This is a genomic window from Xanthomonas sp. LMG 12461, assembly GCF_009192935.1.
Lineage (GTDB): Bacteria > Pseudomonadota > Gammaproteobacteria > Xanthomonadales > Xanthomonadaceae > Xanthomonas_A > Xanthomonas_A sontii.
On record NZ_NQYT01000032.1, the window covers coordinates 18,788 to 44,908 of the forward strand.

Genomic DNA, 26,121 nt, shown 5'->3' on the forward strand with positions numbered 1-26,121 from the left:
CCGCGCATGCAGGCGTTTTCCCCACCTTCCAGACACCCCCACTCCATGTCAGCTTCCTCTCCTGTCGATCGCTGGATCGTCCTCAAGTTCGGCGGCACTTCGGTGTCGCGTCGTCATCGCTGGGACACGATTGGGACGCTGGCGAAAAAACGCGCGGAGGAGACCAGCGCGCGGGTGCTGGTGGTGGTGTCGGCCTTGTCCGGGGTCACCAACGAACTGACCGCGATCGCCGACGGCAGCGCCGACAGCGCGCAGCGCGTGGCCGCGCTGGAGCAGCGCCACCGCGAGTTCCTGGCCGAACTGGAGCTGGATGCCGAGGCGGTGCTGGGCGAACGCCTGGCGGCGCTGCGCGGCCTGCTCGCCGATCCGCGCGCCGCCGAGCGCACGCTGGACTGGCAGGCCGAGGTGCTGGGGCAGGGCGAACTGCTGTCCTCCACCCTCGGCGCGGCCTACCTGCGCGCCAACGGCCTGGACATGGGCTGGATGGACGCGCGGCAATGGCTGGACGCGCTGCCGCCGCAGCCGAACCAGAGCGCCTGGTCGCGGCGCCTGTCGGTGTCGTGCCAGTGGCAGTCCGATCCGCAGTGGCGCGCGCGCTTCGTCGCCCAGCCCACGCGCATGCTGATCACCCAGGGCTTCATCGCCCGGCATGAGGACGGCGGCACCGCCATCCTCGGCCGCGGCGGCTCGGATACCTCGGCCGCCTACTTCGGCGCGCTGCTCGGCGCCAGCCGCGTGGAGATCTGGACCGACGTGCCGGGCATGTTCAGCGCCAATCCGCGCGAAGTGCCGGACGCGCGCCTGCTGACCCGCCTGGACTATTACGAAGCGCAGGAAATCGCCACCACCGGCGCCAAGGTGCTGCACCCGCGCTCGATCAAGCCGTGCCGCGACGGCGGCGTGCCGATGGCGATCCTGGACACCGAGCGCCCGGAGCTGCCCGGCACCAGCATCGACGGCAACGCCCGCACCGTGCCCGGGGTCAAGGCGATCAGCCGCCGCAACGGCATCGTGCTGGTGTCGATGGAAGGCATCGGCATGTGGCAGCAGGTCGGCTTCCTGGCCGACGTGTTCGCGCTGTTCAAGAAGCACGGGCTGTCGGTGGACCTGATCGGTTCGGCCGAGACCAACGTCACCGTGTCGCTGGACCCGAGCGAGAACCTGGTCAACACCGACGTGCTGGCCGCGCTGTCGGCCGACCTGGCGGAGATCTGCCGGGTCAAGATCATCGTGCCGTGCGCCGCGATCACCCTGGTCGGGCGCGGCATGCGCTCGCTGCTGCACAAGCTCTCGGACGTGTGGGCCACGTTCGGCAAGGAGCGCGTGCACATGATCTCGCAGTCGTCCAACGACCTGAACCTGACCTTCGTCATCGACGAGACCGACGCCGACGGGTTGCTGCCGATCCTGCACGCCGAACTGATCGACAGCGGCGCGATGCCGGTGGAAGAGACCGAGGTGTTCGGCCCGCGCTGGCGCGAGATCGCCGGCACGGTGCGGCCGCGGCCGGTGCCGTGGTGGCAGGGCGAGCGCGCGCATCTGCTGCGTCTGGCCGAGGCCGGCACGCCGCGCTACGTCTATCACCTGCCGACCCTGCGCGAGCGCGCGCGTGCGTTGAAGGCGATCGCGGCGGTGGACCAGCGCTACTACGCGATCAAGGCCAACGCGCATCCGGCGATCCTGCAGACCCTGGTCGAGGAAGGCTTCGGCCTGGAGTGCGTCTCGCACGGCGAACTGCGCCGGGTGTTCGAGATCGTGCCGGAGCTGTCGCCGCGCCGCGTGCTGTTCACCCCCAGCTTCGCGCCCCGCGCCGAGTACGAAGCCGCGTTCGCGCTGGGCGTGACCGTGACCGTGGACAACGTCGAGGCGCTGCAGCGCTGGCCGGAGCTGTTCCGCGGCCGCAGCCTGTGGCTGCGCATCGACCTGGGCCATGGCGACGGCCACCACGAGAAGGTCAACACCGGCGGCAAGGCCTCCAAGTTCGGCCTGTCGGCGACCCGCGTCGACGAGTTCGTGGAGGCCGCGCGCGCGCTGGACATCCGCATCGTCGGCCTGCACGCGCACCTGGGCAGTGGCGTGGAGACGGCGCAGCACTGGCGGCGCATGTGCGACGAGCTGGCCGGCTTCGCGCGGCGCATCGGCAGCGTGGAGATCATCGACATCGGTGGCGGCCTGCCGATCCCGTACAGCGCCGACGACGAACCGTTCGACCTGGAGACCTTCGCCCAGGGCCTGGCCGAGGCCAAGGCCGTGCATCCGGCGTTCCGCCTGGCGATCGAACCGGGCCGCTACCTGGTCGCCGAGTGCGGGGTGCTGCTGGCGCGCGCCACCCAGGTGATCGAGAAGGACGGGATCCGCCGGGTCGGCCTGGATGCCGGCATGAACACCTTGATCCGCCCGGCGCTGTACGACGCCTGGCACGACGTGGCGAACCTGAGCCGCCTGGAGCAGCCGGCCGAGACCGTGTTCGACGTGGTCGGGCCGATCTGCGAATCCAGCGACGTGTTCGGCAAGCGCCGGCGCCTGCCGGCGGGCACCGCGCCCGACGACGTGATGTTGATCGCCGACACCGGCGCCTACGGCTACAGCATGGCCAGCACCTACAACCAGCGCGAATTGCCCCGCGAGGAGGCGATCGATGCGCGCACGGACTGAGTTCGTCGCGGGCAGCGCCGCGGCTGGCGCGCTTGCGATGGTGGCTGCCACCGCGGTGGATCAGTCCGGCACGTCGCTGCCGTGGACCGACAGCCTGAAGTGGGCGTTGCCGGCGTTGGCCGCCGCTGCCATCGGCGCATGGCTGGCGGTGCGCTGGCAGCGCCGCGGGCCCGCGGCGAGCACCGGCGCGCTGGCCCTGCGCACCTCGCTCCTGGCCGCGTTGGCCTACCTGCCGGCGCTGGCGCTGTATGTGCTGGTCGCCGTGCTGGCCTCCGCCGCGTCGGTGCCGGCCGGACAGCACTGGCAACTGCTGCTGATGGCCTTCGTGTTCGGCTGCCTGCCGCTGCTGTGGGCCGCCTTGCCGTTTTCGATGCTCGAATTTCTTCTGTGCCGCCGCTATCTGCGGCACACCCGTGTGCTTGCAGGACGTCCATGACCGCTTTCGACAAACAGCAGATCGCCACCTTCCGCTTCGTGCGCTGCGGCTTCGACGCCGACAGCGGCGTGGCGCGCCTGGTCTATGCGTTCGACGACGGCCCTGAGCTGGTGGAGACCATCACCGTGCCCGGCGCGCCGTTCGCGCTCGACCCGGCGCGCGCGCAGGCGGCGCAGCGCGCCCTGCGCCTGCTGCACCTGATCGCCGGCGTCAGCTACTACAAGGCGGCGGTGCCGCCGCGCATCGTCATCGACGACTACGCCATCGATGCCGAGACCGCCGCGTTGCTGGACAGCGTGTACCTGCATGGCCTGGGCGAGTTCGCCTATCGCAACGGCCTGGACCTGCGCGGGCGCATCCGCTTCCCGGCCGCGGACGCCGAGGCGGCCGACGCCACGGCGCTGGGGCTGCGCGACCAGGCGCTGGTGGCGATCGGCGGCGGCAAGGATTCGCTGGTCAGCATCGAAGCGTTGCGCGCGGCCGGCGTGGCGCAGACGGTGACCTGGATCGGCGGCTCGCAGTTGATCCGCGCCTGCGCCGAGCGCACCGGCCTGCCGACCTTGAACATCGGCCGCACGCTGGCGCCGGAGCTGTTCGAGCTGAACCGGCAGGGCGCGTGGAACGGGCATATCCCGGTGACCGCGGTGAACTCGGCGATCCTGGTGTTCACCGCGGTGCTGCACGACGCCGGCCAGGTGGTGTTCTCCAACGAGCACTCGGCCAGCTATGGCAGCCAGATCGCCGGCACCGGCGAGGTCAACCACCAGTGGTCCAAGGGCTGGGCCTTCGAGCAGGCGTTCGGTGAGCAGGTGCAGCGCTACGTGGCCGCGGACCTGCGCTATTACTCGCTGCTGCGTCCGCTGTCGGAACTGGCGGTGGCGCGGCAGTTCGCCAAGACCGATCACTACGACGCGCATTTCTCCAGTTGCAACCGCAATTTCCACATCCTCGGCGAGCGCCCGGCGCACCGCTGGTGCGGGGTCTGCCCGAAGTGCCATTTCGTGTTCCTGGCGCTGGCGCCGTTCATGCCGAAGACGCGGCTGGTGCGGATCTTCGGCCGCAACCTGCTCGACGACGCCGGCCAGGCCGGCGGCTTCGATGCGCTGCTGGAGTTCCAGGACCACAAGCCGTTCGAGTGCGTCGGCGAAGGCCGCGAGTCGCGCGCGGCGATGGCGGCGCTGGCGGCGCGCGCGGAATGGAAGGAGGACGCGCTGGTGGCGCGCTTCATCCGCGAGATCCAGCCGCAGCTCGACCCCGCCGACCTGCGCGTGGAGCCGCTGCTGGAACTGGACGCGCAGCACCGCATCCCGGCCGACCTGTGGGAACGCGTGCGTGCGAATTTCGCAGCTTGAGTCGCAGCGCGTCGCGCTGTGGGGCTGGGGTCGCGAGGGCCGCGCGGCGTATGCGGCCGTGCGTGGCTGGGAAGCGGGAATCGGGAACGGGGAATCGCCACGCGCGCTGCCGCTGACGGTGTTCTGTTCGGCTGAGGAGGCCGCGGAGATCGCCGCGCTGCACGATCCTGCGTTGCATGTCGAGACCGAGGCCAGCGCCGAGCGCCTGGCCGCGTTCGATGTGGTGATCAAGTCGCCCGGGATCAGTCCTTACCGGCCCGAGGCGCAGGCTGCCGCGGCGCGCGGCACCCGCTTCATCGGCGGCACCGCGCTGTGGTTCGCCGAACACGCCGGTGCCGACGGGGAGGTACCCGGCAGCGTCTGCGTCACCGGCACCAAGGGCAAGAGCACCACCACCGCGCTGCTGGCGCACCTGCTGCGCGCCGGCGGCCACCGCACCGGCCTGGTCGGCAACATCGGGGTGCCGCTGCTGGAAGTGCTGGCGCCGATGCCGCCGCCGCAGTATTGGGCGATCGAACTGTCCAGCTACCAGACCGGCGACGTGGCCCGCAGCGGCGCACGGCCGCAGCTGGCGCTGGTGCTGAACCTGTTCCCCGAGCATCTGGACTGGCACGGCAGCCAGGCGCGTTACATCGCCGACAAGCTCGAGCTGGTCACCCATGCGCAGCCGCGCATCGCCCTGCTCAATGCCGCCGATCCGCAACTGGCCGCCCTGCAGCTGCCCGACAGCGAGGTGCGCTGGTTCAACCGCGAGGACGGCTGGCACATGCGCGGCGAGGTGGTCTACCGCGGCGACAGCGCGGTGTACGACAGCGCGCAGGCGCCGCTGCCGGGCCGGCACAACCGCGGCAACCTGTGCGCGGTGCTGGCCGCGGTGGAGGCGCTGGGCCTGGATGCGGCGGCGTTGGCGCCGGCGGCCGATCGTTTCCGGCCGCTGCCGAACCGGCTGCAGACCCTGGGTACGCGCGACGGCGTGACCTATGTGAACGACTCGATCAGCACCACCCCGCATGCCAGCCTCGCGGCGCTGGAGTGCTTCCGCGGGCGGCGCATCGCGCTGCTGGTGGGCGGCCACGACCGCGGCCTGGACTGGCAGGACTTCGCCGACCATATGCGCGATGGTGGCGCACCGCTGGAGATCGTCACCCTGGGCGCCAACGGCCCGCGCATCCACGCGCTGCTGGCGCCGCTGGCCGCCGACGCCGGCTTCGGCCTGCATGCCGCGGCCGACCTGGCGGAAGCGGTGGCGCTGGCACGCGCGGCGCTGGGCGAGCAGGGCGGCGTGGTGCTGCTGTCGCCCGGTGCGCCCAGCTTCGGCGCCTATCGCGACTACGTGGCGCGCGGCCGCCATTTCGCCGCGCTGGCCGGGTTCGACCCGGATGCGATCAGCGCCATTCCGGGGTTGGGCATCGCCTGAGCCTCGGCGCGGCGTCGGCGCACGCGGTGCGCTGATGTCGCTGTCCGTCGTGGGTGCGGCGGAAAGAGCATGCCCGGAAGCACTCGCCGGGCCGCCATGCGACGGCGCTGTGCGCCTTGTCCCATCGCCATCGCCGGCCGCCGTCGCCCTCACCTCGACGTGCATGGCAGGTTCTAGACTGCCGCCTGGTTTCCACGGGAGAAGGGCGATGCGCATACGATCGATGCTGCGGTGGACCGGTCTGCTCGGGCTGGCCTTGGCGCTGCCGCTGCCGGCCTGGGCGGCGATGCAGGCCAAGCCGGTGGAGTGGCAGGTCGGCAAGGACACCTTCAGCGGCGTGCTGGTCTACGACGATGCCGACCACGACAAGCGCCCCGGCCTGGTGATGGTGCCGAACTGGCGCGGCGTCAACGACTCCGCGGTGGAGAAGGCCAAGCGCCTGGCCGGCGACGACTACGTGGTGCTGGTGGCCGACGTCTACGGCAAGGGCAAGCGACCCGCCAACGATACCGAGGCCGGGCAGTTCGCCGGTGCGTTGAAGAAGGATCCGGCCACGCTGCGCGCGCGGGCGCTGGCCGCGGTGGCGGCGCTGAAGGCGCAGGCCGGCAAGGCGCCGCTGGATCCCGCCCGGATCGGCGCGGTCGGCTTCTGCTTCGGCGGCACCACGGTGCTGGAACTGGTCCGCGCCGGTGCGCCGCTCGCCGGCGTGGTCAGCCTGCACGGTGGCCTGGCCACGGCGGCACCGGCAGCCGCAGGCAGCGCCAAGGCACCGGTGCTGGTGCTCAATGGCGCCGACGACAAGAGCGTGAGCCGCGACGATATTGCCGCCTTCGAGCAGGAAATGAACGGCGCTGGCGCCGACTGGCAGTTCGTCAACTTCAGCGGTGCCGTGCATTGCTTCGCCGAAGCCGACGCCAACAGCCCGCCGGGCTGCCAGTACAACCCGCGTGCGGCCAAGCGTGCCTACCGGATGCTCGAGGATTTCTTCGAGGAGCGGTTCGGGCGGGAGTAGGGAGGTGCCTCGCGCTGCGCGCTTGGCGGGATTGGGGATTGGTAAAAGCGGACCGGCGGCGCCGCCCAACTGATCGGTTGGTGTGGCGAGCCCATAGCGCTTCAGGCGTCAACCAAGCCGCCGTTGCGAATCCCCAATCCCGAATCACCAATCCCCTCCGGCGCGCGGCTGCGCGCCGATGGCGGCTAAATGGGCCCAATAGGCCCTTAAGGTGTCTTGGCGGAGTGCTTGAGCAAGTGCGCCTGCGCCGCGGCGATGGCGCCGCTCATGGCCGCGCGCGCTTGCGGGCTGTTGCGCCAGCAGGTGGAGCCGAGCAGCGCCGCGGCCTGTTCGGTGAGTTGCCGTGCATCGCAGGCGGCTAGCGCCTGCAGCGAGTGCACGCCCAATTGTTCCAGGCGCGCGACCACGGTGGGACCGACGCCTTTCACCGCCAGCAGTACGGCGCGGTCCTCGGCGTCAAAGGCGATCATGCCCGGGCAGCGCTCAGTGTCTGCGCTCGACCGCGTAACGCGCCAGGCCGCGCAGGGCGGCCACCGCCTCGTTCTCGGGCAGGCCGTCCAGGGCGCGTTCGGCGGCGGCGGCGTAGTCCGCCGCGCGGCGGCGGCTGTAGTCGATGCCGCCGCTGGCTTCGATCGCGGCCAGCACCTCTGGCATCGCGCTGGCGTCGCCCTGTTCGACGATCTGGCGCAGGCGCGCGCGGGTGGCGTCGTCGGCATGCGCCATGGCGTGGATCAGCGGCAGCGTGGCCTTGCCCTCGGCCAGGTCGTCGCCCAGGTTCTTGCCCAGGTCGGCGGCGTCGGCGGTGTAGTCGAGCACGTCGTCGGCGATCTGGAACGCATAACCCAGCTGCATGCCGTAGTCGTACAGCCGCTCCTGCACGTCCTCGCTGGCGCCGGAGGCCAGCGCGCCCAGGCGGGTGCCGGCGGCGAACAGCACCGCGGTCTTGCGCTCGATCACGCGCAGGTAGGCGGCTTCGTCGGTGTCGGGGTTGTGTACGTGCAGCAGCTGCAGCACTTCGCCCTCGGCGATGCGGTTGGTGGTGTCGGCCAGCAGGCGCATCACCGCCATGCTGTCCAGCTCCACCATCAGCTGGAAACTGCGCGAATACAGGAAGTCGCCGACAAGCACGCTGGGGGCGTTGCCCCACAGCGCGTTGGCGGTGCTGCGGCCGCGGCGCAGGTCCGACTCGTCCACCACGTCGTCGTGCAGCAGGGTCGAGGTGTGGATGAATTCGATGATCGCCGCCAACTGGTGCTGCATCGGCCCGCCGGCGCCGCAGGCGCGGCCGGCCAGCACCACCAGCATCGGCCGCAGGCGCTTGCCGCCGGCGGAGACGATGTGGTCGGCGATCTGGTTGATCAGCACGACGTCCGAGGCCAGGCGGCGGCGGATCAGGGCGTCCACCTCGGCCATGTCCGGCGCGGCGAGCATCTGGATCTGGGGCAGGCCCAGGGCGGAGCTGGGGGATTCGGCGATGCTCATGCGGACAGGAGTGGAAACGTGCGCAAAGTATAGGCTGCGCGGCCACATCCGTCCCGTTGTGGGCCGGGGCAGGGGGCGGAGAGCTTGCCACGCCTGGGTTTGCAGCGCCCGGCGGGAGGCGTGCCGGCAGGATTCCGACAGCCCAATGCGGCGTTTTCCGGGGTGCCCGCGGGCGCCTGGCGCAGGCCGGCCCAGCCCGGCGATGTTAGGATTGCTCCCCGAAATCTTCTTTACCGCTCTGCGTGCCCCCTGGCCGCGGAGACCCCAGACGGAAGCAGCTCATGGCCCGCGGCATCAACAAAGTCATCCTCGTCGGCAACCTCGGCAACGATCCCGACACCAAGTACACCCAGGCCGGCATGGCCATCACCCGCATCAGCCTGGCCACCACCAGCGTGCGCAAGGACCGCGACGGCAACCAGCAGGAACGCACCGAGTGGCATCGCGTGGTGTTTTTCGGAAAGCTCGGTGAGATCGCCGGCGAGTACCTGCGCAAGGGCAGCTCGGTCTACGTCGAAGGCTCGATCCGCTACGACAAGTACACCGGCCAGGACGGCATGGAGAAGTACTCCACCGACATCGTCGCCGACGAGATGCAGATGCTTGGCGGCCGCGGCGAGGGCGGTGGCGGCGGCATGGGCGGCGGTGACCGTCCGCAGCGCTCGGCGCCGCCGCGCCAGGAGCGCTCCGGCATGGGCGGTGGCGGCGGTGGCGGCGGGCAGGATTACGCGCCGCGTCGCCAGCAGCCGGCGCCGCAGCAGTCCGCGCCGATGGACGACTTCGCGGATGACGACATCCCGTTTTAAGAACGACGATAGTTAGATTCGAAGGGCCTTCCGTGAGGAAGGCCCTTTTTTATTTGGGCTGGACCTGTGTCGATAGATGCGGAGGCGAATTGTCAGGTGCCTTTGTATTCCATGAGGTGGCACCATGTTTTCATTCAGCGCTACCATCGCCCTCAGCTCACTTGGTCATTTTGATGAGGTCTTGATGGACGCGACGCTGGACATTGACGAAACCGAGTTACTCCAAAACGCCCGGCCCGTCGCGCCGCTGTCTCCTCTGCCGATGCCTAATCCCTCCCGAGCAGGAGCTAGAGAAGTGGTGCACGCAGGTGTCGTCGTAATCGTTGGTGCGAACGGATCCGGGAAGAGTCGGCTCGGGACGTGGATCGAAGCACCAGATGCAATCAACCAAAGTACGGACCCGCCCAGCTATACTTTGAACAAGCAAGCGCGTGCCTACAGGGTCAGTGCACAGCGCCAGCTCTCGCTTCCCGATGACGCAGTTCGTTTGAGTGCTGCCATAGCGGACGAGCAACTCAAGCGTGGTTCCGAGCATGGAGGACCAGCCAATCACTCAAGCAGGGTCAACTACATAGATCCTGCCGTAGGCACACTAGACGACTTTAGGTTTCTTCTCAATGCGATGTTTGCAAGACGCGCAGAACTCGACAGAGACATTGCAAATCAAGTTCGAGAGGGTAAGGCACCCGAGGAAATATCACTTGGCAAGGATCCTATTTCACAGCTAGATCGCGTTTGGTCCGCTGTATTTAGCGAGAGATCGTTGCATTGGGGAGATCACAAGGTGCTCGCAAGAAGTGCTGATCAAGGCGAGGACTACCCTGCAAGTAGGATGAGTGATGGAGAGCGTACAGGGTTCTACCTTATTGCCCACGTTTTGCTAGCCCCGGATAATATGGCGCTTGTGCTTGACGAGCCAGAGTTGCATCTGCATCGAAGCGTGCTTTCGAAACTTTGGGATGCTCTTGAGGCTGAGAGGCGGGATTGTACCTTCATTTACATCACCCACGACTTGAATTTCGCGTCCAGTCGTCACGATGCTGCCAAAGTTGCAGTCTACGAGTACGCGGCGCCTACAAAAATCTCTCCTGTGGGATTTTGGGACTGGGAGGTTGTGAAGCCAAGTGAGGATATTCCTGAAGATATGGTGCTCAAGATACTGGGATCCCGTCGACCTACACTTTTCGTCGAAGGGTTGAGTGGGAGTCGAGACGTAGCAATCTATGAGGCAGTTTTTCCTGAGTTCTATATTATTCCTTGTGGAGGCTGTAGCGAGGTTCGCAATGCGACGCAATCCTTCGCCAAGCACTATGCCCAGCACCACGTCTTGCCGAGGGGGGTCGTGGATCGCGATGACTTGGATGAAGAAGAGATAGGTGCTCTATCTCGTGTTGGAGTTCATGCCCTCTCTGTAGCTTGCGTTGAGAATCTTTTGTTGCTTCCTGAATGCGTGGATGCCTATGTTGAAGAGTGGCTCGCTAGCAATCCAAAGAGGTTGGAGTTGGTCTCTAAAGCGCAAAGTCTTGCATTGGCAGCAATGAAAAGAGTTAAGAATAGTGCGGTCAGTAAGCGCGCGCAGTATCGGCTGAGGTATCTTCTTGGGAAGGTTGCTGCAAAAGGGGTTGCTAGGGAGGATATGGTGGTTGCTGTTGATCAATGCGTTTCTTCGGCTAATGCTGGAGATTGCTACGATCAAGCTGAGAAGTTGTTTAGCGCTGCGCTTTGCGAGGCGGAGCGCAGTGGCATAAGTCCTTTGTTAAAGGTATTTCGTAATAAGGCGCTGCTGTATGAGTTCTCGTCCGGCCTTCGTGTAGATGTTGCTACGTATCAGAAGCGCATCATCGAACTTCTTCGCAAGGATCCGGAGTTGGTGGCGCAGGTCCGGATGAGTCTAGGTATCGCCTGACAGCGGGCAAAGCTCAGAGCTAGACCGAAGCAGTATTGCTGGACCGAGGGCTTAAGTTCTTTTCCTTTCTCAACAGGGATGCCAGCCGTGTTAGTGCGCGGGTATCTAGGGTCACCCCGCACTAGGCTTTCTGCAGGGCTTTGAGCTGCCGTTCGTACTTCTCGCGCACCTCCACGGGCTTTGTCCGCAGGGCGGTTTCCACGCCCAACTTGCCGTCATCGATGCAGCTTTCAGTCTCCGCCAGCGGTACGGCGCTCGCTTGTTTGTTCCGTCACTTCGCCATCGGTGCCTCCTTCATCAGGGAAGTGGCGCCTTTGCCGGTTTTCAGTTGGCCACGACAGTCTCGTCGGCTCAGCAGGCGTTGTGCCCTGCAGCATGGGTTTTCTTGCACTGCGGCTTGCAAAAATGCGATTCACTCCTCTATGGTTCAATCGATTGAATTGCCGCGATTCGTCAGCGTTTGACACCGGTTGGGAGGCCGGAAGGTGGATGTCTATCCATTCGATCGGACCGGCGCCGGCCTCGGGCTTCACGAGGCGCGACGCGCTGCGCATGGCGGTCGCCGGGAGCCTTGGCCTTGGCGCGATGGGCATGCTGCCAGCGCTTGCGGCGGCCACGCCGCTCAAGGGCAACCTGAAGCAGTCCGTCGCTCGCTGGACGTTTCCGCAGCTGTCGACCGCCCAGCTTTGCCAGGTGGTGAAGGGCCTCGGGTTTGCCGCCATCGATCTGGTAGGGCCGGCGGATTGGCCCACGCTGAAGGCGCATGGGGTGTACAGCGCGATGTGCAACGGCGCGGAACTCGGCCTGGACAAGGGCTTCGCCGGCAGCCAGTTCCACGATGCGCTGGTCGCGCGCTACACGCGGCACATCGACCTGGTGGCCGATGCCGGCTATCGCAACCTCATCTGTTTTTCCGGCAATCGGAATGGCATGGATCCCCAGGAGGGCATGGCCCACGCCGAAGTCGGGCTCAAGCGCATCCTCGGCCATGCCGAGAAGCGCGGGGTCGTGCTGGTGATGGAGCTGCTGAACTCCAAGGTCGATCATCCCGACTACCTGTGCGACCACTCCGCCTGGGGCGTGGAGCTGTGTCGGCGGATCGGCTCGGACCATTTCGGCCTGCTGTACGACATCTACCACATGCAGATCATGGAGGGCGACATCATCGCCACCATCGGCAAGCATCACGCGTGCTTCAAGCATTACCACACCGCCGGCGTCCCGGGCCGGCACGAGATCGGGGACGATCAGGAGCTCCACTATCCCGCCATCTGTCGCGCGATCCGCGATACCGGTTTCGATGGCTATCTGGCGCAGGAATTCGTTCCCACCGCGCCGGATCCCGTCGGCTCGCTGCGCGAGGCGATCCGCCTCTGCGACGTCTGAAACGCTATCCACCGAGGTGAAGTAGAACCCATGGCAGACAATCATTACGACGCCATCGTCGTTGGCTCGGGCATCAGTGGCGGTTGGGCGGCGAAGGAGCTGACCGAGAAGGGACTCAAGGTCCTGATGCTAGAACGCGGACGCAACATCGAGCACGTCAAGGACTACGTCAACGCGATGAAGGAGGCGTGGGATTTCCCGCACCGCAACCGCCCGACCCAGGCGATGAAGGCCGATTATCCGGTGCTGATGCGCGACTACGCCCTGGTCGAGAACCTGCAGGGGATGTGGGCCAACGAAAAGGAATCGCCCTACACCGAGATCAAGCGATTCGACTGGTTCCGCGGCTATCACGTGGGCGGCCGCTCGCTGATGTGGGGACGGCAGAGCTATCGCCTGTCGGACCTGGATTTCGAGGCGAACCTCAAGGACGGCATCGCCACCGATTGGCCGATCCGTTACGCCGACCTCGCACCCTGGTACGACCACGTGGAGAAGTTCGCCGGCATCGCCGGCACGCGTGAGGGACTGGACGTGTTGCCGGACGGCGAGTTCCTGCCGCCGATCCCGTTGAACATCGTCGAGAAGGACGTCGCCGCGCGGATCAAGAAGGCCTTCGGCGGCACCCGGCACCTGATCCACTCGCGTACCGCCAACATCACCCAGCCCAAGGTCGAGCAGGGCCGCGTCAACTGCCAGTATCGCAACAAGTGCATCCTGGGCTGTCCCTTCGGCGCCTACTTCTCGACCCAGGCGGCCACGCTGCCGGCGGCGATGAAGACGGGCAACCTGACCCTGCGGCCGTTCTCGATCGTCAAGGAGGTGCTCTACGACAAGGAGCGCAAGCGTGCGCGCGGCGTGGAGATCATCGATGCCGAGAGCGGACAGACCTACCAGTACACGGCCAATGTCATCTTCCTCAATGCGTCCTCGTTCAATTCGACCTGGCTGCTGATGAACTCGGCCACCGACGTCTGGGATGGCGGCCTAGGGTCGTCGTCGGGCGAGCTCGGGCACAACGTGATGGACCATCATTTCGGTGCCGGTGCCTCCGGCCGGGTCGAGGGCTACGAGGACAAGTACTACTTCGGTCGCCGTCCCTGCGGCTTCTACATCCCCCGGTTCCGCAATGTCGCCATGGACAAGCGCGGTTACCTGCGCGGCTTCGGCTACCAGGGCGGTGCGAGCCGCACCGGCTGGTCGCGCGAGATCGCCGAGCTGAACATCGGCGCCGACCTGAAAGAGGCGCTGACCGTGCCGGGCGACTGGAGCATCGGCATGACCGGATTCGGCGAAATGCTGCCGCACCACGACAACACGATTCGCCTGGACCCGCAGCGCAAGGACAAATGGGGGCTGCCGGTGCTGGCGATGGACGTTGCCATGCGCGAGAACGAAAAGGCCATGCGCAAGGACATGGCCGCCGATGCCGCCGAGATGCTGGAGGCGGCCGGCGTCAAGGACGTGAAGATGCACGATGGCGACTACGCGCCGGGCAAGGGCATCCATGAGATGGGCACCGCACGCATGGGCCGGGATCGCAAGAACTCCGTGCTGAATCAGTACAACCAGGTGTGGGACGCGCCGAACGTCTACGTGACCGATGGCGCCTGCATGACCTCCAGCGGCTGCGTGAATCCTTCGCTGACCTACATGGCGCTGACCGCACGTGCCGCCGATCATGCCGTGCGCGAACTGAAAGCGGGGAACCTGTGATGGAACGTCGCGAACTGCTGAAGATGATCTTCGCCGCCACGGGCGCGGCGATGGTCGGCCTGCCCGCGCTCGCCCCGGCACAGGCGTCGGCCGCGGGGACCAAGGTGCTGTTCTCCGCCGCCGAGATCGGCACGCTGGACGAGATCGCCGAGACCATCCTGCCGCGGACCAAGACGCCGGGGGCGAAGGACGCCGGTGCCGGTGCATTCATGGCGAAATTCGTCACCGACTGCTACACACCGCGGCAGCAGGCGACGTTCCGCGCCGGCCTGGCCGAGATCGACAAACGTGCCGGCGGCCGATTCGTGTCGCTCACCCCGCAGGCGCGCGCCGAACTGCTGCGCGCCCTGGATGCGGAGGCCAGGGCAAAGGCCGTCGACGTGACCGACACCGGCACCGCCGACGCGGCGGACGCGATGCCGCATCCCTTCACCATGATCAAGCAGCTGACCATCTTCGGCTTCTTCACCTCCGAGGTCGGCGCGACCGAAGTGCTGCGCTACGTCGCCGTGCCGGGCCGCTATGAAGACATCACCTACGTTCCCGGCACGCCCGCCTGGGCCACCGGCTGATGGAGCGCCACGCTTCGCCCTTCCTCCTTTTCCTGGAAACACGATGACCAGATCCCTGCTGATGGCGGCCTGCCTGCTGGCCGTGGCGCCTGCGGTCGCGCAGGCCGACGGCGACCCCGCACGCGATCCTGCCAAGACCGAAGTGTGGAAGCCCCTGCCCGCGACCGTGGCCACGCCCCCGGGCGGCGCCCCCTCCGACGCGATCGTGCTGTTCGATGGCAAGGATCTGTCGGCCTGGGAGTCGGAGCAGGGCGGACGCGTGCCCTGGAGCGTCGCCGACGGCGCAATGACCGTGGTGCCGGGCAGCAAGGGCATCCGCACCAAGCAGCGCTTCTGCGACATCCAGTTGCATGTCGAGTGGCGCACGCCCACCACGACCGGTGGCTTCGACGGCCAGCAGCGCGGGAACAGCGGCATCTTCCTGCAGGAACTGTATGAGTTGCAGGTGCTCGACAGCTACAACAACCCGACCTATGCCAATGGCCAGGCCGGTGCGATCTACAAGCAGGCCATTCCGCTGGTGAATGCCTCGCGTGCGCCGGGCCAGTGGCAGGTGTACGACATCATCTGGACGGCGCCGCGTTTCTCGCAGGGCGGCGGGCTCACGTCACCCGCCCGCATCACCGTCCTGCACAACGGCGTGCTGGTGCAGAACGACACCGTGCTGGCTGGCAAGACCGAATACATCGGCGCGCCGTCGTATGCGCCGCATGGATGCGCGCCGATCTTCCTGCAGGAGCACGATTCCAAGGTCAGCTACCGCAACATCTGGGTGCGCGAGCTGTAGCGCCGGCGCGCAGTCGGCGCCGATCGCCCGGGGCGTGTCGGCGATCCCGGGTATGCCGCGCCCAACGCGGCATACTCGGGAATGGAGGGCGCGCCCTACTGCGCCAGGAAGCTGGCGAGGTCGTCGACCTCCTGTTGCGACAGCTGCGAAAACGGCGGCATCAGCCCGCCGCCGTTGCGGATCTTCTCCTTGATCTGCGCGGGCTGCAGGCGCTTGCCCACGTCGGTCAGCGCGGGGAAGGTGGGCGGGACGCCCGCGCGATTCGCGCCATGGCAGGCCGTGCAATGGTTCGCGTAGAGCTGCGCGCCGGCCGCCGGGTCGTCCTTGGACCAGGCCTTGGGCGCAAGCGTCGCCCCCAGCAGCACCACGGCCATCGTCGTGATCGTTTTCAAGCGGAACTCCTTTGCGTGCTAGCGCTGCGTGCTGGCGGGCAGATGTTCGCGCAGGTACTCCGCCCCGGTCCGGATGACGCTGGCCGGGTCGCGCGGCTGGTCGTGCTCGATGATGTACCACTGCACGCCGCTCGCCGCCGCGGCAGGCAGGATCGCGTTCCAGTTCAGCACGCCCTTGCCGACCGCGGCGAAGCCGCCTTCGTCTTGGGCCTGGCCTTTCGGTGCGTTGTCCTTGGCGTGGACCGCGAACATGCGGCCCTTGAACTTGCCCAGCATCGTCGCCGGGTCGTAGCCCGCGCGCGCGACCCACGCCAGGTCCAGCTCGGTCTTGAGATCGGGGCCGGCCGCGGCGAACAGCAGTTCCAGGCCGGTCTTGCCATCGAAATCGACCAGCTCGAAATCGTGGTTGTGATAGGCCAGGCGCATGCCCTTGGCGCGTGCCCGCGTCGCGAGCTGGCCCAGCTCCTTGCCCAGTGCGGTCCAGCCTGCGGCATCGGTGGGCCGCTCCTTCTGGTCCAGGTAAGGCACCACCAGCGTCGTGTTGCCGATCGAGCGGTTGAAGGCCACCGCACCGTCCAGGTCCTTGCGCAGGTCGGCCAGCTGCACGTGCGAGGAGATCGCCTTGATCGAATACTTGTCCAGCAGTTGCTTGAGTTCCACCGCGCTCATGTTCTGTGTGCCGACCGTTTCCACCGCGCCCACGCCGGCGTCATGGACGATCTTCAACTGTTGGTCGAGCGTGCCGGCGTTGCGCAGCGAGTACATCTGCACTGCGATGGGGGCCTCCTGGCCGGCGGCGTCGCGTGCGAAGGCGGGCAGGGCCGCGAAGAGCAGCAGTGCGAGGGTTGCGGTTCTGCGTGTCGCTGTGTTCATCAGGAAGTCCTCCCGGAAGTCAGTCGATGGATGTCCAGCCGCGTGTCCTGGCCGATGCGATGACGCGATCGACGATCAGCGCCGAGCGCAGCCCGTCGTCGAAGGTGGGCAGGCCGTCCGGCCGCTCGCCGTCGATGGCGTGGTAGGTGTCGGCGACGAACGCCTCGAAGCAATCGCCGTAGCCCTGCGCGTGCCCGGCCGGCAGCGTCGCCAGCCGGCGCTGTTCGGCGCTGCCGGCACCCGGTCCGCGCACGAAGATTTCCTCGCGCTGGTCGGGCCGGCCGATCCACAGACGTTCGGCGTCCTCCTGGTCGAACGCCACGCTGGCTTGGGCGCCATCGATCTCGAACCAGAGCCGATTGCGGCGCCCCGCCGAGACCTGGCTGACCGTCAACGAGGCCAGCGTGCCCGCGCCGGTTCGGAGCATCGCCATGGCCACGTCCTCGCTGGAGACCGCCTGCATCGCGCCGCCCGCCGCCGGCGTGGTGAAGCTCTGTCCGGTGTTGGTGCCGCGTTCGGCGATCACCGTCGCGAGTGCCGCGCTGACTTCGGCGAAGCGCTCGCCGCTCACCCATTCCACCAGGTCGCACCAGTGCGAGCCGATGTCGGCGAACACGCGCGACGCGCCACCCAGCGCCGGGTCCACACGCCAGTTGTTGCTGGCCGGATCCAGCAGCCAGTCCTGCAGATAGCTGCCGTGGATCAGGCGCAGCGGCCCCAGTTCGCCCTGGGCGATGCGGGCGCGCGCCTCGCGGACCACCGGGTGGTAGCGGTAGACGAAGGGCACCGTGGCGACCAGCCCGGTCGCGCGGGCCAGGGCCGCCAGCGCCCGCGCATCCTCCAGCGTGGTGGCAAGCGGCTTCTCGCAGATCACGTGCTTGCCGGCGTCCAGCGCCGCCTGCGCCATGGCGCGGTGCAGATGGTTGGGCGTGCACACGTGCACGACCTGCACCTGCGGATCGGCGACCACCTCCTCGATATCGCGATACGCCTGCGGGACATCCCACGATTGCGCCACCGCGCGTGCGCGCTGCGTGGACGAAGCGGCGACGCCGCGGACCGAGGCGCCGGCCAGCAGTGCCGCGCGACGGTGTACGGCGCCGATCATGCCGGTGCCGACGATGGCGATTCCAAGCTTGGGCATCGGGGGGATCCTCAAGGTGCGGAGCGTGCGGCCGCGACGGCGGGCCGGTCGCGGAACAGCAGCAGGAAGGCGACCAGCACGAGCAGCGCGACGCCGGCCGGGAACAGCCAGATCTGCCGCCAGTCCGGGCCCGCCGCGGTGGTGTAGTGCTCCACCACCGCGCCGGACAGGAAGGTGCCGATCAGCATGCCCACGCCGTATGTGGCCAGGGTGATGAAGCCCTGTGCGCTGCTACGTGCGGCGGGGCCGGCATGCGCATCGGTGTAGATCTGGCCGGTGACGAAGAAGAAGTCGTAGCAGATGCCGTGCAGCACGATGCCGATCACCAGCAGGGAAAAGCCGCCGCCCGCATCGCCGAAGGCGAACATCGCATAGCGCACCACCCACGCCGCCATGCCCACCGCCAGCATCGTCTTGACTCCCAGCCGCACGAACAGGAACGGCATGGCCAGCATCAGCAGGACTTCGGACACCTGGCCCAGCGACTGCAGGCCTGCCGCGCCGCGCACGCCCAGGTCGTTGAGATAGGGGTTGGTGAAGTTGTAGTAGAACGCCAGCGGAATGCAGATGGCGATGGACGCCAGGAAGAACACCAGATAGGAGCGCGACTTCAGCAGCCGCAGCGCGTCCAGCCCCAGGATCTGCCCCAGCCCGGCATCGCGCTGGCGCGCCAGCGGCGGCGTGTGCGGCAGGGTGAAGGCGTACAGGCCCAGGGCCAGCGAGGCCAGCGCCGCCATCCGGAAGGTCAGCTCGAGCCGATGCGCCTGTTCCCAGCCCAGCCAGCCGATCAGCACGCCGGCCACGATCCAGCCGACGCTGCCGGCCACGCGCACCGGCGGGAACTGCTTTTCCGGCGCTTGCATGTGCCGCATCGCCACGCTGTTGGCCAGCGCCAGCGTCGGCATGAACAGCAGCATGTAGCCCATGACGCAGGCGAAGAACACGCCGAAGCTCGTCGCCGTGGATGCCAGCCACATGAGTACCGCGCCGGCGAGATGCAGCACTCCCAGGATGCGCTGCGCCGCGAAGTAGCGATCGGCGATCAGGCCGACCAGGAACGGCGCGACGATGGCGCCGATGGACTGGCTGAGGAACGCCGTCGCCACCTGGCTCGCGCTGGCGTGCAGCGGCCCCTGCACCAGATAGGTTCCCAGGGTCACGAACCAGGCGCCCCAGATGAAGAACTGCAGAAACATCATCGCGCCCAAGCGCGACATGGTGTGCGTCATGGCGTCCCCTCCCAGGGCGGTAATGACTCAGGTTCCCAGCATGCGGCGCAGCGATGCTGGATCGGCGCCGCTATCGGCGAAATCGTCGAAGGCGCGTTCGGTCACGCGGATGATGTGGTCGCGAATGAACGCGGCCCCCTCGCGTGCTCCATCTTCCGGATGCTTCAGGCAGCACTCCCACTCCAGCACCGCCCAGCCCGGGAAATCGTATTGCGCGAACTTGGAGAAGATCGCCTTGAAGTCGACCTGGCCGTCCCCGAGCGAGCGGAACCGCCCCGGACGATCGATCCAGTCCTGGTAGCCGCCATAGACGCCGCTGCGCGCGCTGGCGCGATACTCCGCGTCCTTGACGTGGAAGATGCCGATGCGCGCGTGGTAGCGATCGATGAAACCCAGGTAGTCCATCTGCTGCAGCAGCAGGTGGCTGGGGTCGTACAGGATCTTGGCGCGGGGGTGCTGGTCGACCACGTCGAGGAAGCGCTCGAAGGTGGCGCCGTCGTGCAGGTCCTCGCCCGGGTGGATCTCGAAGCACAGGTCCACGCCGCAGGCGTCGAAGGCATCCAGGATCGGACGCCAGCGCCGGCCGAGCTCGGCGAAGGCTTCTTCCACCAGTCCGGGCGGGCGTTGCGGCCAGGGATAGAAGTAGGGCCAGGCCAGCGCGCCGGAAAACGTGGCATGCGCGGTCAGTCCCAGGCGCTGGCTGGCCTTGGCGGCCAACTGCAGCTGCTCCACCGCCCAGGCCTGGCGGGCGGCGGGGTTGCCGCGCTTGTCCGGCGGTGCGAAGCCGTCGAACAGGCCGTCGTAGGCGGGGTGGACGGCGACCAGCTGTCCCTGCAGGTGGGTGGACAGCTCGGTGATCTGCAGGCCATGCCCGGCCAGCATGCCGGCGAGGTCGTCGCAGTACGCCTGGCTGTGCGCGGCCTGGGCCAGATCGAACAGGTGGGGCGCGCTGGTCGGTACTTGTAGGCCAGAATAGCCCAGGCCCGCGGCCCATTCGGCCAGCGTGTCCAAGCGATTGAAGGGAGGTGTGTCGGCGATGAACTGTGCCAGGAACAGCGCTGGACCCTTGAGCGTCTTCAACGTGATTCGCCCTCATGCAATCGATTGAATCATCCTAGCATGGGCCTCCCGCAAGACCCGTTGTGCACTGCACAGCAGACACAAGAGTTCAGTTCATGGCGACAACCATCTACGACATCGCAAAGCACGTCGGCGTCACCGCGGGCACGGTGTCGCGGGCGCTTTCCCGGCCGGAAAAAGTCCTGCCCGCCACACGCGCGCGCATCGAGCAGGCCGCCGCCGCGCTGGGCTATGTCCCCAACGCGGTGGCCAGGACGCTCAAGACCCAGCGCAGCGGCAAGCTCCTGGTCACCGTCCCGGACATCGCCAATCCCTTCTTCGCCCAGATCCTGCAGGGCGCGGAAGACGCCGCGCAGGCGGTCGGCTACGCCGTGCTGCTGGGCGATACCCAGCACCAGCCCGACCGCGAGGAGCGCTACGCGCAGATGCTCCCACGCAACGAGGCGGACGGCCTGATCGTGCTGGGGCACCGTTTGCCGCCGACGGCGCGTGAGATCGTCAAGCAGCAGGGCGGCGCCGCGCCGGTGGTCAACGGCTGCGAGTTCGACCCGGCGCTGGGGATTCCCAGCGTCCACATCGACAACGCGGCCGCCGCGCGCGCCGTGATGGACCACCTGTATGGACTGGGGCACGTGCGGATCGCCGTGGTGGGCGGTCCGCCCGACAATCCCCTGCATCAGCAGCGACTGGAAGGAGTTCGCGCCTGCGCCAAGGCGCGCGGTCGCTTGCGCAACCTGACCGTCGTGCCGGGCGACTTCTCCGTGGAATCCGGCCATGCGGCGGCGATGACGCTGTTGGGTCGTACACCCGCGCCGACCGCGATCTTCTGCTTCAGCGATCAAATGGCACTGGGCGCCCTGGCGGCCTGCCGGGACCTGGGAGTCCGCGTGCCGGACGACCTGTCCATCGTCGGCTTCGACGACCTGGCCTCGTCCCGTTACCTCACGCCGCCATTGACGACCATCAGGCAGCCGATGCGGGAGATCGGTGTCCGCGCGGTCAACCTGCTGCTTGCCATCATCGAACGGGTGGACGTGCCGCTGCAGCAGACGCTGGACTTCAGCTTGATGGTGCGCGGGTCGACCGGCGCGCCGAGAGAGTAGGCGACGGCAGGGCGGCGGCGATGCGCCTGATCGGTGCGCGCCGCCGTTTCCGCGGCTGGTGACGGGCGTGCGGCCTCCGGGCAGCGCGCTTTTTCAGTTTCCAGCCCCGACGTCGCCGGAGGTTGGCGCCCAGCTTCCGGTAGGCCATCGGACAAGCGCCTGGATTAGACTTCACGCGCACGTCACGCCAGCAGGAACAGGGGAACAGGGAATGAAGAGGGGACTGCGCGCAGTCGCGTTGTTGTGTTTGCTGGGAGCGGGGAATGCATAGGCGCAGGTGGATCTGGCGCCGTATCTGGTCAAGGAGCAGGTCGAAACGCTGAAGTTGTCGCCGACCGGCGAGTACTATGCGGCTACCGTGCCCTTGACGGATCGTACCGCGTTGAGTGTGATGCGGCGCGCCGATAACAAACTCGTCGGCAGCTTTTCAATGGAGAAGAACAGCCATGTTGGCGACTTCGAGTGGGTCAACGACACGCGCCTAGTGTTCGCCATGACCAAAAAACTGGGCGCGCTGGATCAACCGGTACCGACTGGCGAATTGTTCGCGATCAACGCTGATGGCGGCTCGGCGCAGTTGCTGGTCGGCTATCGGGTGACCGGCAACGGCGTGGGTACGCGTATCCAGCCGAAGAAAGTGGAAGCGGTCGCGGCTTACCCAATCGGCACCTTGCCAGGAGACGATCGCAGCATTGCCATCACTGTGTGGCCATTGGGAATCAATGAGCAGTACACCCGTGCCGAGATCCTGGATGTATATAGCGGACATCGCAGGCCCCTGGTAAGCACGCCGAAGGTGAAGCGTGCGACCTTCTACAGCGATGTTCAAGGCAAGATTCGCTTCGCCCCGGGCGCCGATTCGGACAACGACAACAAGCTTTTCTATCGCGAGCCGCAGGATGGCGATTGGCGCTTGTTAAACGACGAAAACCTCAGTCACCGGATCGAGGAGCCGCTGGGCTTCTCGGAAGACGGGCGTACAGCCTACCTGAAGGTTGAGCAGGCTAGCGGCAGCGCCGCTGTCGAAGCCTGGAACGCGGACAGCGGTCAGCGCAAGATCGTCGCGCGCGACAGCCTGGCTGATCCGCACCGTATCATCTACCGCAACGGGACCCAGATTCCTATCGGTATCGAAGTATTGGGCGATGCGCCACGCAGCTTGTTCTTCGATCCCGACTCGCCCGAGGCAAAGATCCAGCGGTCCCTTGAGGCAGCGTTTCCGGGGCAGTCGGTCTATGTGACGTCCAGCACCCGTGACGGCCGGTTGACTCTGGTGCAAGTGCAGTCCGGACGAAATCCCGGCGAGTTCTATCTGTTCGATACAGTGACGAAGAAGGCCGAGTTCGTCTTTGCGCGCCGTGCCAGCGTGCAGCCAAACACACTTGCCGAGGTGCGGCCGATCGCACTGCGGGCACGAGATGGAACACAATTGCACGGCTTCGTCACCCTGCCCGCCGCCGCTGCGTCCGGCAAGGTGCCGATGGTGGTGATGCCGCATGGAGGACCGTTCGGCGAATTTGACACGGGCATGTTCGATGGTGACGCCCAAATCCTGGCCGCTGCTGGCTATGCGGTGTTGCAGGTCAACTATCGCGGTTCCGGCAACTACGGCCGGGCGTTCGAACACGCGGGCGCGCTGCAATGGGGCGGTACCATGCAGGACGACGTGACCGATGCCACGCGCTGGGCGATCGCGCAGGGCATTGCGGACCCTGGTCGCATCTGCATGTACGGCGCCAGTTATGGCGCCTATGCATCGTTGATGGGCGTGGCGAAGGAGCCTTCGCTGTACCGATGCGCGGCAGGCTATGTGGGTGTCTACGATCTGCCGATGATGTACGCCAAGGGCGATATTCAGCGGAGACGGTCTGGCGAAACCTACCTGCGAGAATGGCTGGGTCCAAGCGATGCGCTGACGGCGGTATCGCCGGTGAATCTTGCCGACCGGATCAAGGTGCCGGTGTTCCTGGCCGCGGGCGGCGAGGACGAGCGCGCGCCGATCGAACACACCCGAAAGATGGAGGCCGCCCTGAAGCGGGCGGGCGTGCCGGTGGAAACGCTGTATGTGGCGACAGAGGGTCACGGCTTCTACACCGAGGAACATCGTCGCGAGTTCTACACCCAGTTGCTGGCGTTCCTGAGCAAGTCGCTGGGCGGTGCGCAGGCGGCTCCGGCGGCGAAGCCGTAAGCAGCGGTCGCATGACGATGCGGCCGAGGCGCCATGCGCCACGGCCGCGCGGCATCAGTGCTATCCGGGGCTACTCCGGACAGCGCTGATACCCGTTTGGGCTTAGTAGGTCAATGCGACCAGCTGGTACTTGGAGGTCTTGCCGCCGACGTAGTCGTAGATGACGGGCAGATTCGCCCCCTTCGAATTGACCAGCGGCAGCAGGATCTGCCAGCCGTTGGGCGTGCCTTCCGGCTCTTCGCTGACCTTCTTGAGGATTTCCGACTCCAGATCCGACGGTGTGTTGATGCCGTCGGTTGGACCGCGATCCCGGACCCGGCTGTAGAAATGGAAGCCGTTATCGGTCCATTGCGGCGGCAGCATCCTGTTCCAGGCCGAATTGGTCACCTGCTTCCACGGCTGGTCGATCTTGCCGCTGAGCCGCAACGGGTAGGGGCATGCAGCCTGAATCGATGCGCAGCTGCCGCAGAGTAGTGCGATGCCGGCCAGGCCCCGTGCCGCCAGGCGTTTCCAGTGTGTCTTCATTGCGATCTCCCTCGTGAGCACGGACGTGATGCGCCGGATCCTGATCGGACCGGGCGCCTGCAGGTCGCACCTGCCATTGCATGACGCGGGAAAGGCATCGGTAGTGAATCGCGGCGGTGCGGGCTCGGTCGCGCGTTTGCGGCATTCGGCTCAACGCACCCCGTGCATCATCCGCCGCAGCAGCGGCGCGGCGAGGAAGGCCAGCACCGCGCAACCCACGCCGATCCACAGCAGCAGCCAGAACAGGTGCGCGTACTTGGCCGCGGCGTCGGCGATGTTGAGGGTCTGGCCATCCGGCACCTCGATCGCGGCCAGCTTGCCGAACAGCGCCGCCAGCGCCTCGGAGAACGCCGTGGCCAGGAACCAGGTGCCCATCATCAGGCTGACCACGCGCGGCACCGCGAGTTGGGTCACCGCCGACAGGCCGACCGGCGACAGGCACATTTCGCCGGCCTCCAGCACGAAGTAGGCCAGCACCAACCACCACACGCTCGCCATCTGTCCGGTCGTGCCGACCTGTTGCGCGGCCAGTGCCAGCGGCACGAAGGACAGGCCGGCCAACAACAGTCCCATCGCCGACTTGGCCGGCTTGGACGGCTCGCGTCCGCGCCGCGCCAACCACGCCCACAGCGCGGCGAACAGCGGCGCCAGCAACACCAGGAACAGCGCGCCCAGATAGGTCAGGGAGCCGGCGGTCTGCGGCAGCACCAGGCAGTCGCGGATCAGGAACAGCAGCATCAATGCGCTGACCGCGACGAACAGCCGCCGCGGCGCCGACGAGCCGGGGCGGCGGTCGGACAGCGAGGCAGCCAGCACGAAGCCCAGCGGCGCCAGCAGCAGCGAGGCGATCGACCAGGGCAGGGGCGTACCGCCGCGGATCACCAGCGACGGCACGATGTCCTTGGTCATCAGCCGGTCGGTGAAGGTGACCCACGAGCCGTAGGTCTGCTCGTACAGGGTGAAGTACACCAGCGCCATCGCGATCAGCACCATCAGCGCGATCATCTGCTGGCGCTGCACCGGGGTGCACTGGGTGCCGGTGAACCAGGCGAACCACAGCAGCACCGCGCCGAGCACCAGCAGCATCAGCAGCAGGGCCAGGGAGATTTCCCCGCCCAGGCTGAAGGCGCCGTTGGCTGCGGCCCACATCAGCGCGGCCACCGGCAGCACGCCCAGCACGGCGCACAGGTAGATCGCCCATTCGCGCGGCACGCCCAGCACGCGCTCGCGCAGCAGCGCCGGCTGCGCCGGTTCGGCGTGGCCGTGCAGGTATTTCTGGCCCCACAGGAACATGCCCAGGCCGAGCAGCATGCCGATGCCGGCCGCGCCGAAGCCGTAGCGCCAGCCGTAGGCCTCGCCGAGGAAGCCGCAGACCAGCGAGGCGAACAGCGCGCCGAGATTGATGCCGGCGTAGAACAGCGAGAAGCCGGCGTCGCGGCGCGGGTCGTCGGCCGGATACAGCTTGCCGACGATGGTGGAGATGTTGGGCTTAAGGAAGCCCACGCCCATGATGATCAGCGCCAGCGACAGGTAGGTCACGCCCAGGGATGCGGTGTCGCGCACCACCTCGCCGTTGACCCGTGTGGCGGCGTGACCCTCGAAGGCCATGCCGATGTGGCCGAGCACCAGCAGCAGGCCGCCGAACACCACCGCCTTGCGCATGCCCAGCCAGCGGTCGGCGAGCAGGCCGCCTAGCACCGGCACGCAGTACACAAGGCCGCCGTAGGCGCCGAGCAGGTCGAGTCCGGCGTCGTCCCCGAACAGGTGGTACTTGGTCAGGTACAGCAGCAGCAGCGCCTTCATGCCGTAGAAGGAGAAGCGCTCCCACATCTCGGTGAAGAAACAGACGTAGACGCCCTTGGGATGGCCTAGGAAATCGTCGCGCGCGTCGCGCAGCGGCAGGGAGGACACGGACACGGCGACTCTCGGCGCAGGAAGGCAGCGGCGGAGTATAGGCGCGCGGGCGTCCGCTCGAATGGCGGCACGCGGCATGGGCGGTTCGGCGGCGGGTGTACCCTCACCCCAACCCCTCTCCCGGTGGGAGAGGGGCTAACGCCGTT

Annotated in this window: 22 protein-coding genes; 13 read left to right on the top strand and 9 right to left on the bottom strand. The window is 67.1% G+C overall.

Features of this window, described 5'->3' with window-relative positions:
- The first annotated feature begins 45 nt into the window (after positions 1–45).
- From CEK68_RS08805 to CEK68_RS08825, 5 genes are all read left to right on the top strand, one after another.
- Positions 46–2,655: a bifunctional aspartate kinase/diaminopimelate decarboxylase gene (locus CEK68_RS08805; RefSeq protein ID WP_152239155.1), complete on the top strand. Its 2,610-nt coding sequence runs from the start codon at positions 46–48 to the stop codon at positions 2,653–2,655.
- Positions 2,639–3,091 carry a hypothetical protein gene (locus CEK68_RS08810; protein ID WP_010341996.1) on the top strand — a complete coding sequence of 151 codons (453 nt, stop codon included), beginning with the start codon at positions 2,639–2,641 and terminating at the stop codon, positions 3,089–3,091. Before CEK68_RS08805 ends, CEK68_RS08810 begins: the two co-directional genes overlap by 17 nt.
- A complete protein-coding gene (gene murL, locus CEK68_RS08815) occupies positions 3,088–4,443 on the top strand; it encodes a UDP-N-acetyl-alpha-D-muramoyl-L-alanyl-L-glutamate epimerase (RefSeq protein WP_152239156.1) in 1,356 nt (451 codons plus the stop codon). Before CEK68_RS08810 ends, murL begins: the two co-directional genes overlap by 4 nt.
- Entirely contained in the window at positions 4,424–5,860 is a 1,437-nt protein-coding gene (gene murD / locus CEK68_RS08820; RefSeq protein WP_152239157.1) for a UDP-N-acetylmuramoyl-L-alanine--D-glutamate ligase, read from the top strand. The genes murL and murD overlap by 20 nt, the downstream gene beginning before the upstream one ends.
- A 208-nt stretch (positions 5,861–6,068) precedes the next feature.
- Positions 6,069–6,872 carry a dienelactone hydrolase family protein gene (locus CEK68_RS08825; protein WP_152239158.1) on the top strand — a complete coding sequence of 268 codons (804 nt, stop codon included), beginning with the start codon at positions 6,069–6,071 and terminating at the stop codon, positions 6,870–6,872.
- A 206-nt stretch (positions 6,873–7,078) separates the two neighbouring features.
- On the opposite strand, the gene CEK68_RS08830 is transcribed toward CEK68_RS08825, so the two are convergent.
- A complete protein-coding gene (locus CEK68_RS08830) occupies positions 7,079–7,342 on the bottom strand; it encodes a helix-hairpin-helix domain-containing protein (RefSeq protein WP_017913939.1) in 264 nt (87 codons plus the stop codon).
- A 13-nt stretch (positions 7,343–7,355) separates the two neighbouring features.
- Entirely contained in the window at positions 7,356–8,354 is a 999-nt protein-coding gene (locus CEK68_RS08835; RefSeq protein WP_152239159.1) for a polyprenyl synthetase family protein, read from the bottom strand.
- Positions 8,355–8,635: 281 nt separating this feature from the next.
- Here CEK68_RS08835 and CEK68_RS08840 point away from each other — a divergent pair, with 281 nt between their 5' ends.
- The 6 genes from CEK68_RS08840 (at position 8,636) to CEK68_RS08865 (ending at position 15,527) form a co-directional block, all read left to right on the top strand.
- A complete protein-coding gene (locus tag CEK68_RS08840) occupies positions 8,636–9,160 on the top strand; it encodes a single-stranded DNA-binding protein (RefSeq protein WP_152239160.1) in 525 nt (174 codons plus the stop codon).
- A gap of 124 nt (positions 9,161–9,284) precedes the next feature.
- The gene (locus CEK68_RS08845) at positions 9,285–11,066 is read left to right on the top strand and encodes an AAA family ATPase (protein WP_152239161.1); all 1,782 of its coding nucleotides are present in this window, start codon (positions 9,285–9,287) and stop codon (positions 11,064–11,066) included.
- A gap of 489 nt (positions 11,067–11,555) precedes the next feature.
- Positions 11,556–12,452, top strand: coding sequence for a TIM barrel protein (locus tag CEK68_RS08850; RefSeq protein WP_152239162.1), 897 nt, complete (start codon positions 11,556–11,558; stop codon positions 12,450–12,452).
- Between the two features lie 30 nt (positions 12,453–12,482).
- A complete protein-coding gene (locus CEK68_RS08855) occupies positions 12,483–14,168 on the top strand; it encodes a GMC family oxidoreductase (protein WP_152239163.1) in 1,686 nt (561 codons plus the stop codon).
- The gene (locus CEK68_RS08860; protein WP_043095702.1) at positions 14,168–14,740 is read left to right on the top strand and encodes a gluconate 2-dehydrogenase subunit 3 family protein; all 573 of its coding nucleotides are present in this window, start codon (positions 14,168–14,170) and stop codon (positions 14,738–14,740) included. The genes CEK68_RS08855 and CEK68_RS08860 overlap by 1 nt, the downstream gene beginning before the upstream one ends.
- A gap of 43 nt (positions 14,741–14,783) precedes the next feature.
- Complete coding sequence (locus tag CEK68_RS08865) at positions 14,784–15,527, top strand: DUF1080 domain-containing protein (protein WP_193314141.1); 744 nt, start codon at positions 14,784–14,786, stop codon at positions 15,525–15,527.
- 95 nt (positions 15,528–15,622) lie between these two features.
- Here the strand turns inward: CEK68_RS08865 and CEK68_RS08870 are convergent, their stop codons facing one another.
- From CEK68_RS08870 to CEK68_RS08890, 5 genes are read right to left on the bottom strand one after another with little or no spacing between them, the layout of a single operon-like run.
- Positions 15,623–15,901 carry a cytochrome c gene (locus tag CEK68_RS08870; protein WP_017913243.1) on the bottom strand — a complete coding sequence of 93 codons (279 nt, stop codon included), beginning with the start codon at positions 15,899–15,901 and terminating at the stop codon, positions 15,623–15,625.
- A gap of 36 nt (positions 15,902–15,937) precedes the next feature.
- Positions 15,938–16,792 carry a sugar phosphate isomerase/epimerase gene (locus CEK68_RS08875; protein WP_017917446.1) on the bottom strand — a complete coding sequence of 285 codons (855 nt, stop codon included), beginning with the start codon at positions 16,790–16,792 and terminating at the stop codon, positions 15,938–15,940.
- A 19-nt stretch (positions 16,793–16,811) separates the two neighbouring features.
- Positions 16,812–17,936, bottom strand: a complete 1,125-nt coding sequence (locus CEK68_RS08880) for a Gfo/Idh/MocA family oxidoreductase (protein ID WP_152239164.1) — start codon at positions 17,934–17,936, stop codon at positions 16,812–16,814.
- Positions 17,937–17,947: 11 nt separating this feature from the next.
- Positions 17,948–19,165: a nucleoside permease gene (locus tag CEK68_RS08885; RefSeq protein WP_148829047.1), complete on the bottom strand. Its 1,218-nt coding sequence runs from the start codon at positions 19,163–19,165 to the stop codon at positions 17,948–17,950.
- 27 nt (positions 19,166–19,192) lie between these two features.
- Positions 19,193–20,245 (bottom strand): sugar phosphate isomerase/epimerase family protein, encoded by a 1,053-nt coding sequence (locus CEK68_RS08890; protein ID WP_017913247.1) that lies wholly within the window; start codon positions 20,243–20,245, stop codon positions 19,193–19,195.
- A gap of 95 nt (positions 20,246–20,340) precedes the next feature.
- Between CEK68_RS08890 and CEK68_RS08895 the strand changes: the two genes are divergently transcribed.
- Together CEK68_RS08895 and CEK68_RS08900 are read left to right on the top strand one after the other, a co-directional pair.
- Positions 20,341–21,348, top strand: a complete 1,008-nt coding sequence (locus CEK68_RS08895; RefSeq protein WP_152239165.1) for a LacI family DNA-binding transcriptional regulator — start codon at positions 20,341–20,343, stop codon at positions 21,346–21,348.
- A 430-nt stretch (positions 21,349–21,778) separates the two neighbouring features.
- Positions 21,779–23,536 (top strand): S9 family peptidase, encoded by a 1,758-nt coding sequence (locus tag CEK68_RS08900; RefSeq protein ID WP_226977818.1) that lies wholly within the window; start codon positions 21,779–21,781, stop codon positions 23,534–23,536.
- 102 nt (positions 23,537–23,638) lie between these two features.
- On the opposite strand, the gene CEK68_RS08905 is transcribed toward CEK68_RS08900, so the two are convergent.
- Both CEK68_RS08905 and CEK68_RS08910 read right to left on the bottom strand, forming a co-directional pair.
- Positions 23,639–24,061 carry a hypothetical protein gene (locus tag CEK68_RS08905; protein WP_152239167.1) on the bottom strand — a complete coding sequence of 141 codons (423 nt, stop codon included), beginning with the start codon at positions 24,059–24,061 and terminating at the stop codon, positions 23,639–23,641.
- Between the two features lie 150 nt (positions 24,062–24,211).
- Positions 24,212–25,972 carry an oligopeptide:H+ symporter gene (locus tag CEK68_RS08910; protein WP_193314142.1) on the bottom strand — a complete coding sequence of 587 codons (1,761 nt, stop codon included), beginning with the start codon at positions 25,970–25,972 and terminating at the stop codon, positions 24,212–24,214.
- Between the last annotated feature and the right edge of the window lie 149 nt (positions 25,973–26,121).

What these genes read in the sequence shown, in the direction of transcription:
- CEK68_RS08805 (WP_152239155.1), top strand. Translation starts at nt 46, where the DNA reads ATGTCAGCTTCCTCTCCTGTCGATCGCTGGATCGTCCTCAAGTTCGGC.
- CEK68_RS08810 (WP_010341996.1), top strand. Translation starts at nt 2,639, where the DNA reads ATGCGCGCACGGACTGAGTTCGTCGCGGGCAGCGCCGCGGCTGGCGCG.
- murL (WP_152239156.1), top strand. Translation starts at nt 3,088, where the DNA reads ATGACCGCTTTCGACAAACAGCAGATCGCCACCTTCCGCTTCGTGCGC.
- CEK68_RS08825 (WP_152239158.1), top strand. Translation starts at nt 6,069, where the DNA reads ATGCGCATACGATCGATGCTGCGGTGGACCGGTCTGCTCGGGCTGGCC.
- CEK68_RS08830 (WP_017913939.1), bottom strand. Translation starts at nt 7,342, where the DNA reads ATGATCGCCTTTGACGCCGAGGACCGCGCCGTACTGCTGGCGGTGAAA.
- CEK68_RS08835 (WP_152239159.1), bottom strand. Translation starts at nt 8,354, where the DNA reads ATGAGCATCGCCGAATCCCCCAGCTCCGCCCTGGGCCTGCCCCAGATC.
- CEK68_RS08840 (WP_152239160.1), top strand. Translation starts at nt 8,636, where the DNA reads ATGGCCCGCGGCATCAACAAAGTCATCCTCGTCGGCAACCTCGGCAAC.
- CEK68_RS08845 (WP_152239161.1), top strand. Translation starts at nt 9,285, where the DNA reads ATGTTTTCATTCAGCGCTACCATCGCCCTCAGCTCACTTGGTCATTTT.
- CEK68_RS08850 (WP_152239162.1), top strand. Translation starts at nt 11,556, where the DNA reads ATGTCTATCCATTCGATCGGACCGGCGCCGGCCTCGGGCTTCACGAGG.
- CEK68_RS08855 (WP_152239163.1), top strand. Translation starts at nt 12,483, where the DNA reads ATGGCAGACAATCATTACGACGCCATCGTCGTTGGCTCGGGCATCAGT.
- CEK68_RS08860 (WP_043095702.1), top strand. Translation starts at nt 14,168, where the DNA reads ATGGAACGTCGCGAACTGCTGAAGATGATCTTCGCCGCCACGGGCGCG.
- CEK68_RS08865 (WP_193314141.1), top strand. Translation starts at nt 14,784, where the DNA reads ATGACCAGATCCCTGCTGATGGCGGCCTGCCTGCTGGCCGTGGCGCCT.
- CEK68_RS08870 (WP_017913243.1), bottom strand. Translation starts at nt 15,901, where the DNA reads ATGGCCGTGGTGCTGCTGGGGGCGACGCTTGCGCCCAAGGCCTGGTCC.
- CEK68_RS08875 (WP_017917446.1), bottom strand. Translation starts at nt 16,792, where the DNA reads ATGAACACAGCGACACGCAGAACCGCAACCCTCGCACTGCTGCTCTTC.
- CEK68_RS08880 (WP_152239164.1), bottom strand. Translation starts at nt 17,936, where the DNA reads ATGCCCAAGCTTGGAATCGCCATCGTCGGCACCGGCATGATCGGCGCC.
- CEK68_RS08885 (WP_148829047.1), bottom strand. Translation starts at nt 19,165, where the DNA reads ATGACGCACACCATGTCGCGCTTGGGCGCGATGATGTTTCTGCAGTTC.
- CEK68_RS08895 (WP_152239165.1), top strand. Translation starts at nt 20,341, where the DNA reads ATGGCGACAACCATCTACGACATCGCAAAGCACGTCGGCGTCACCGCG.
- CEK68_RS08900 (WP_226977818.1), top strand. Translation starts at nt 21,779, where the DNA reads ATGGAGAAGAACAGCCATGTTGGCGACTTCGAGTGGGTCAACGACACG.
- CEK68_RS08905 (WP_152239167.1), bottom strand. Translation starts at nt 24,061, where the DNA reads ATGAAGACACACTGGAAACGCCTGGCGGCACGGGGCCTGGCCGGCATC.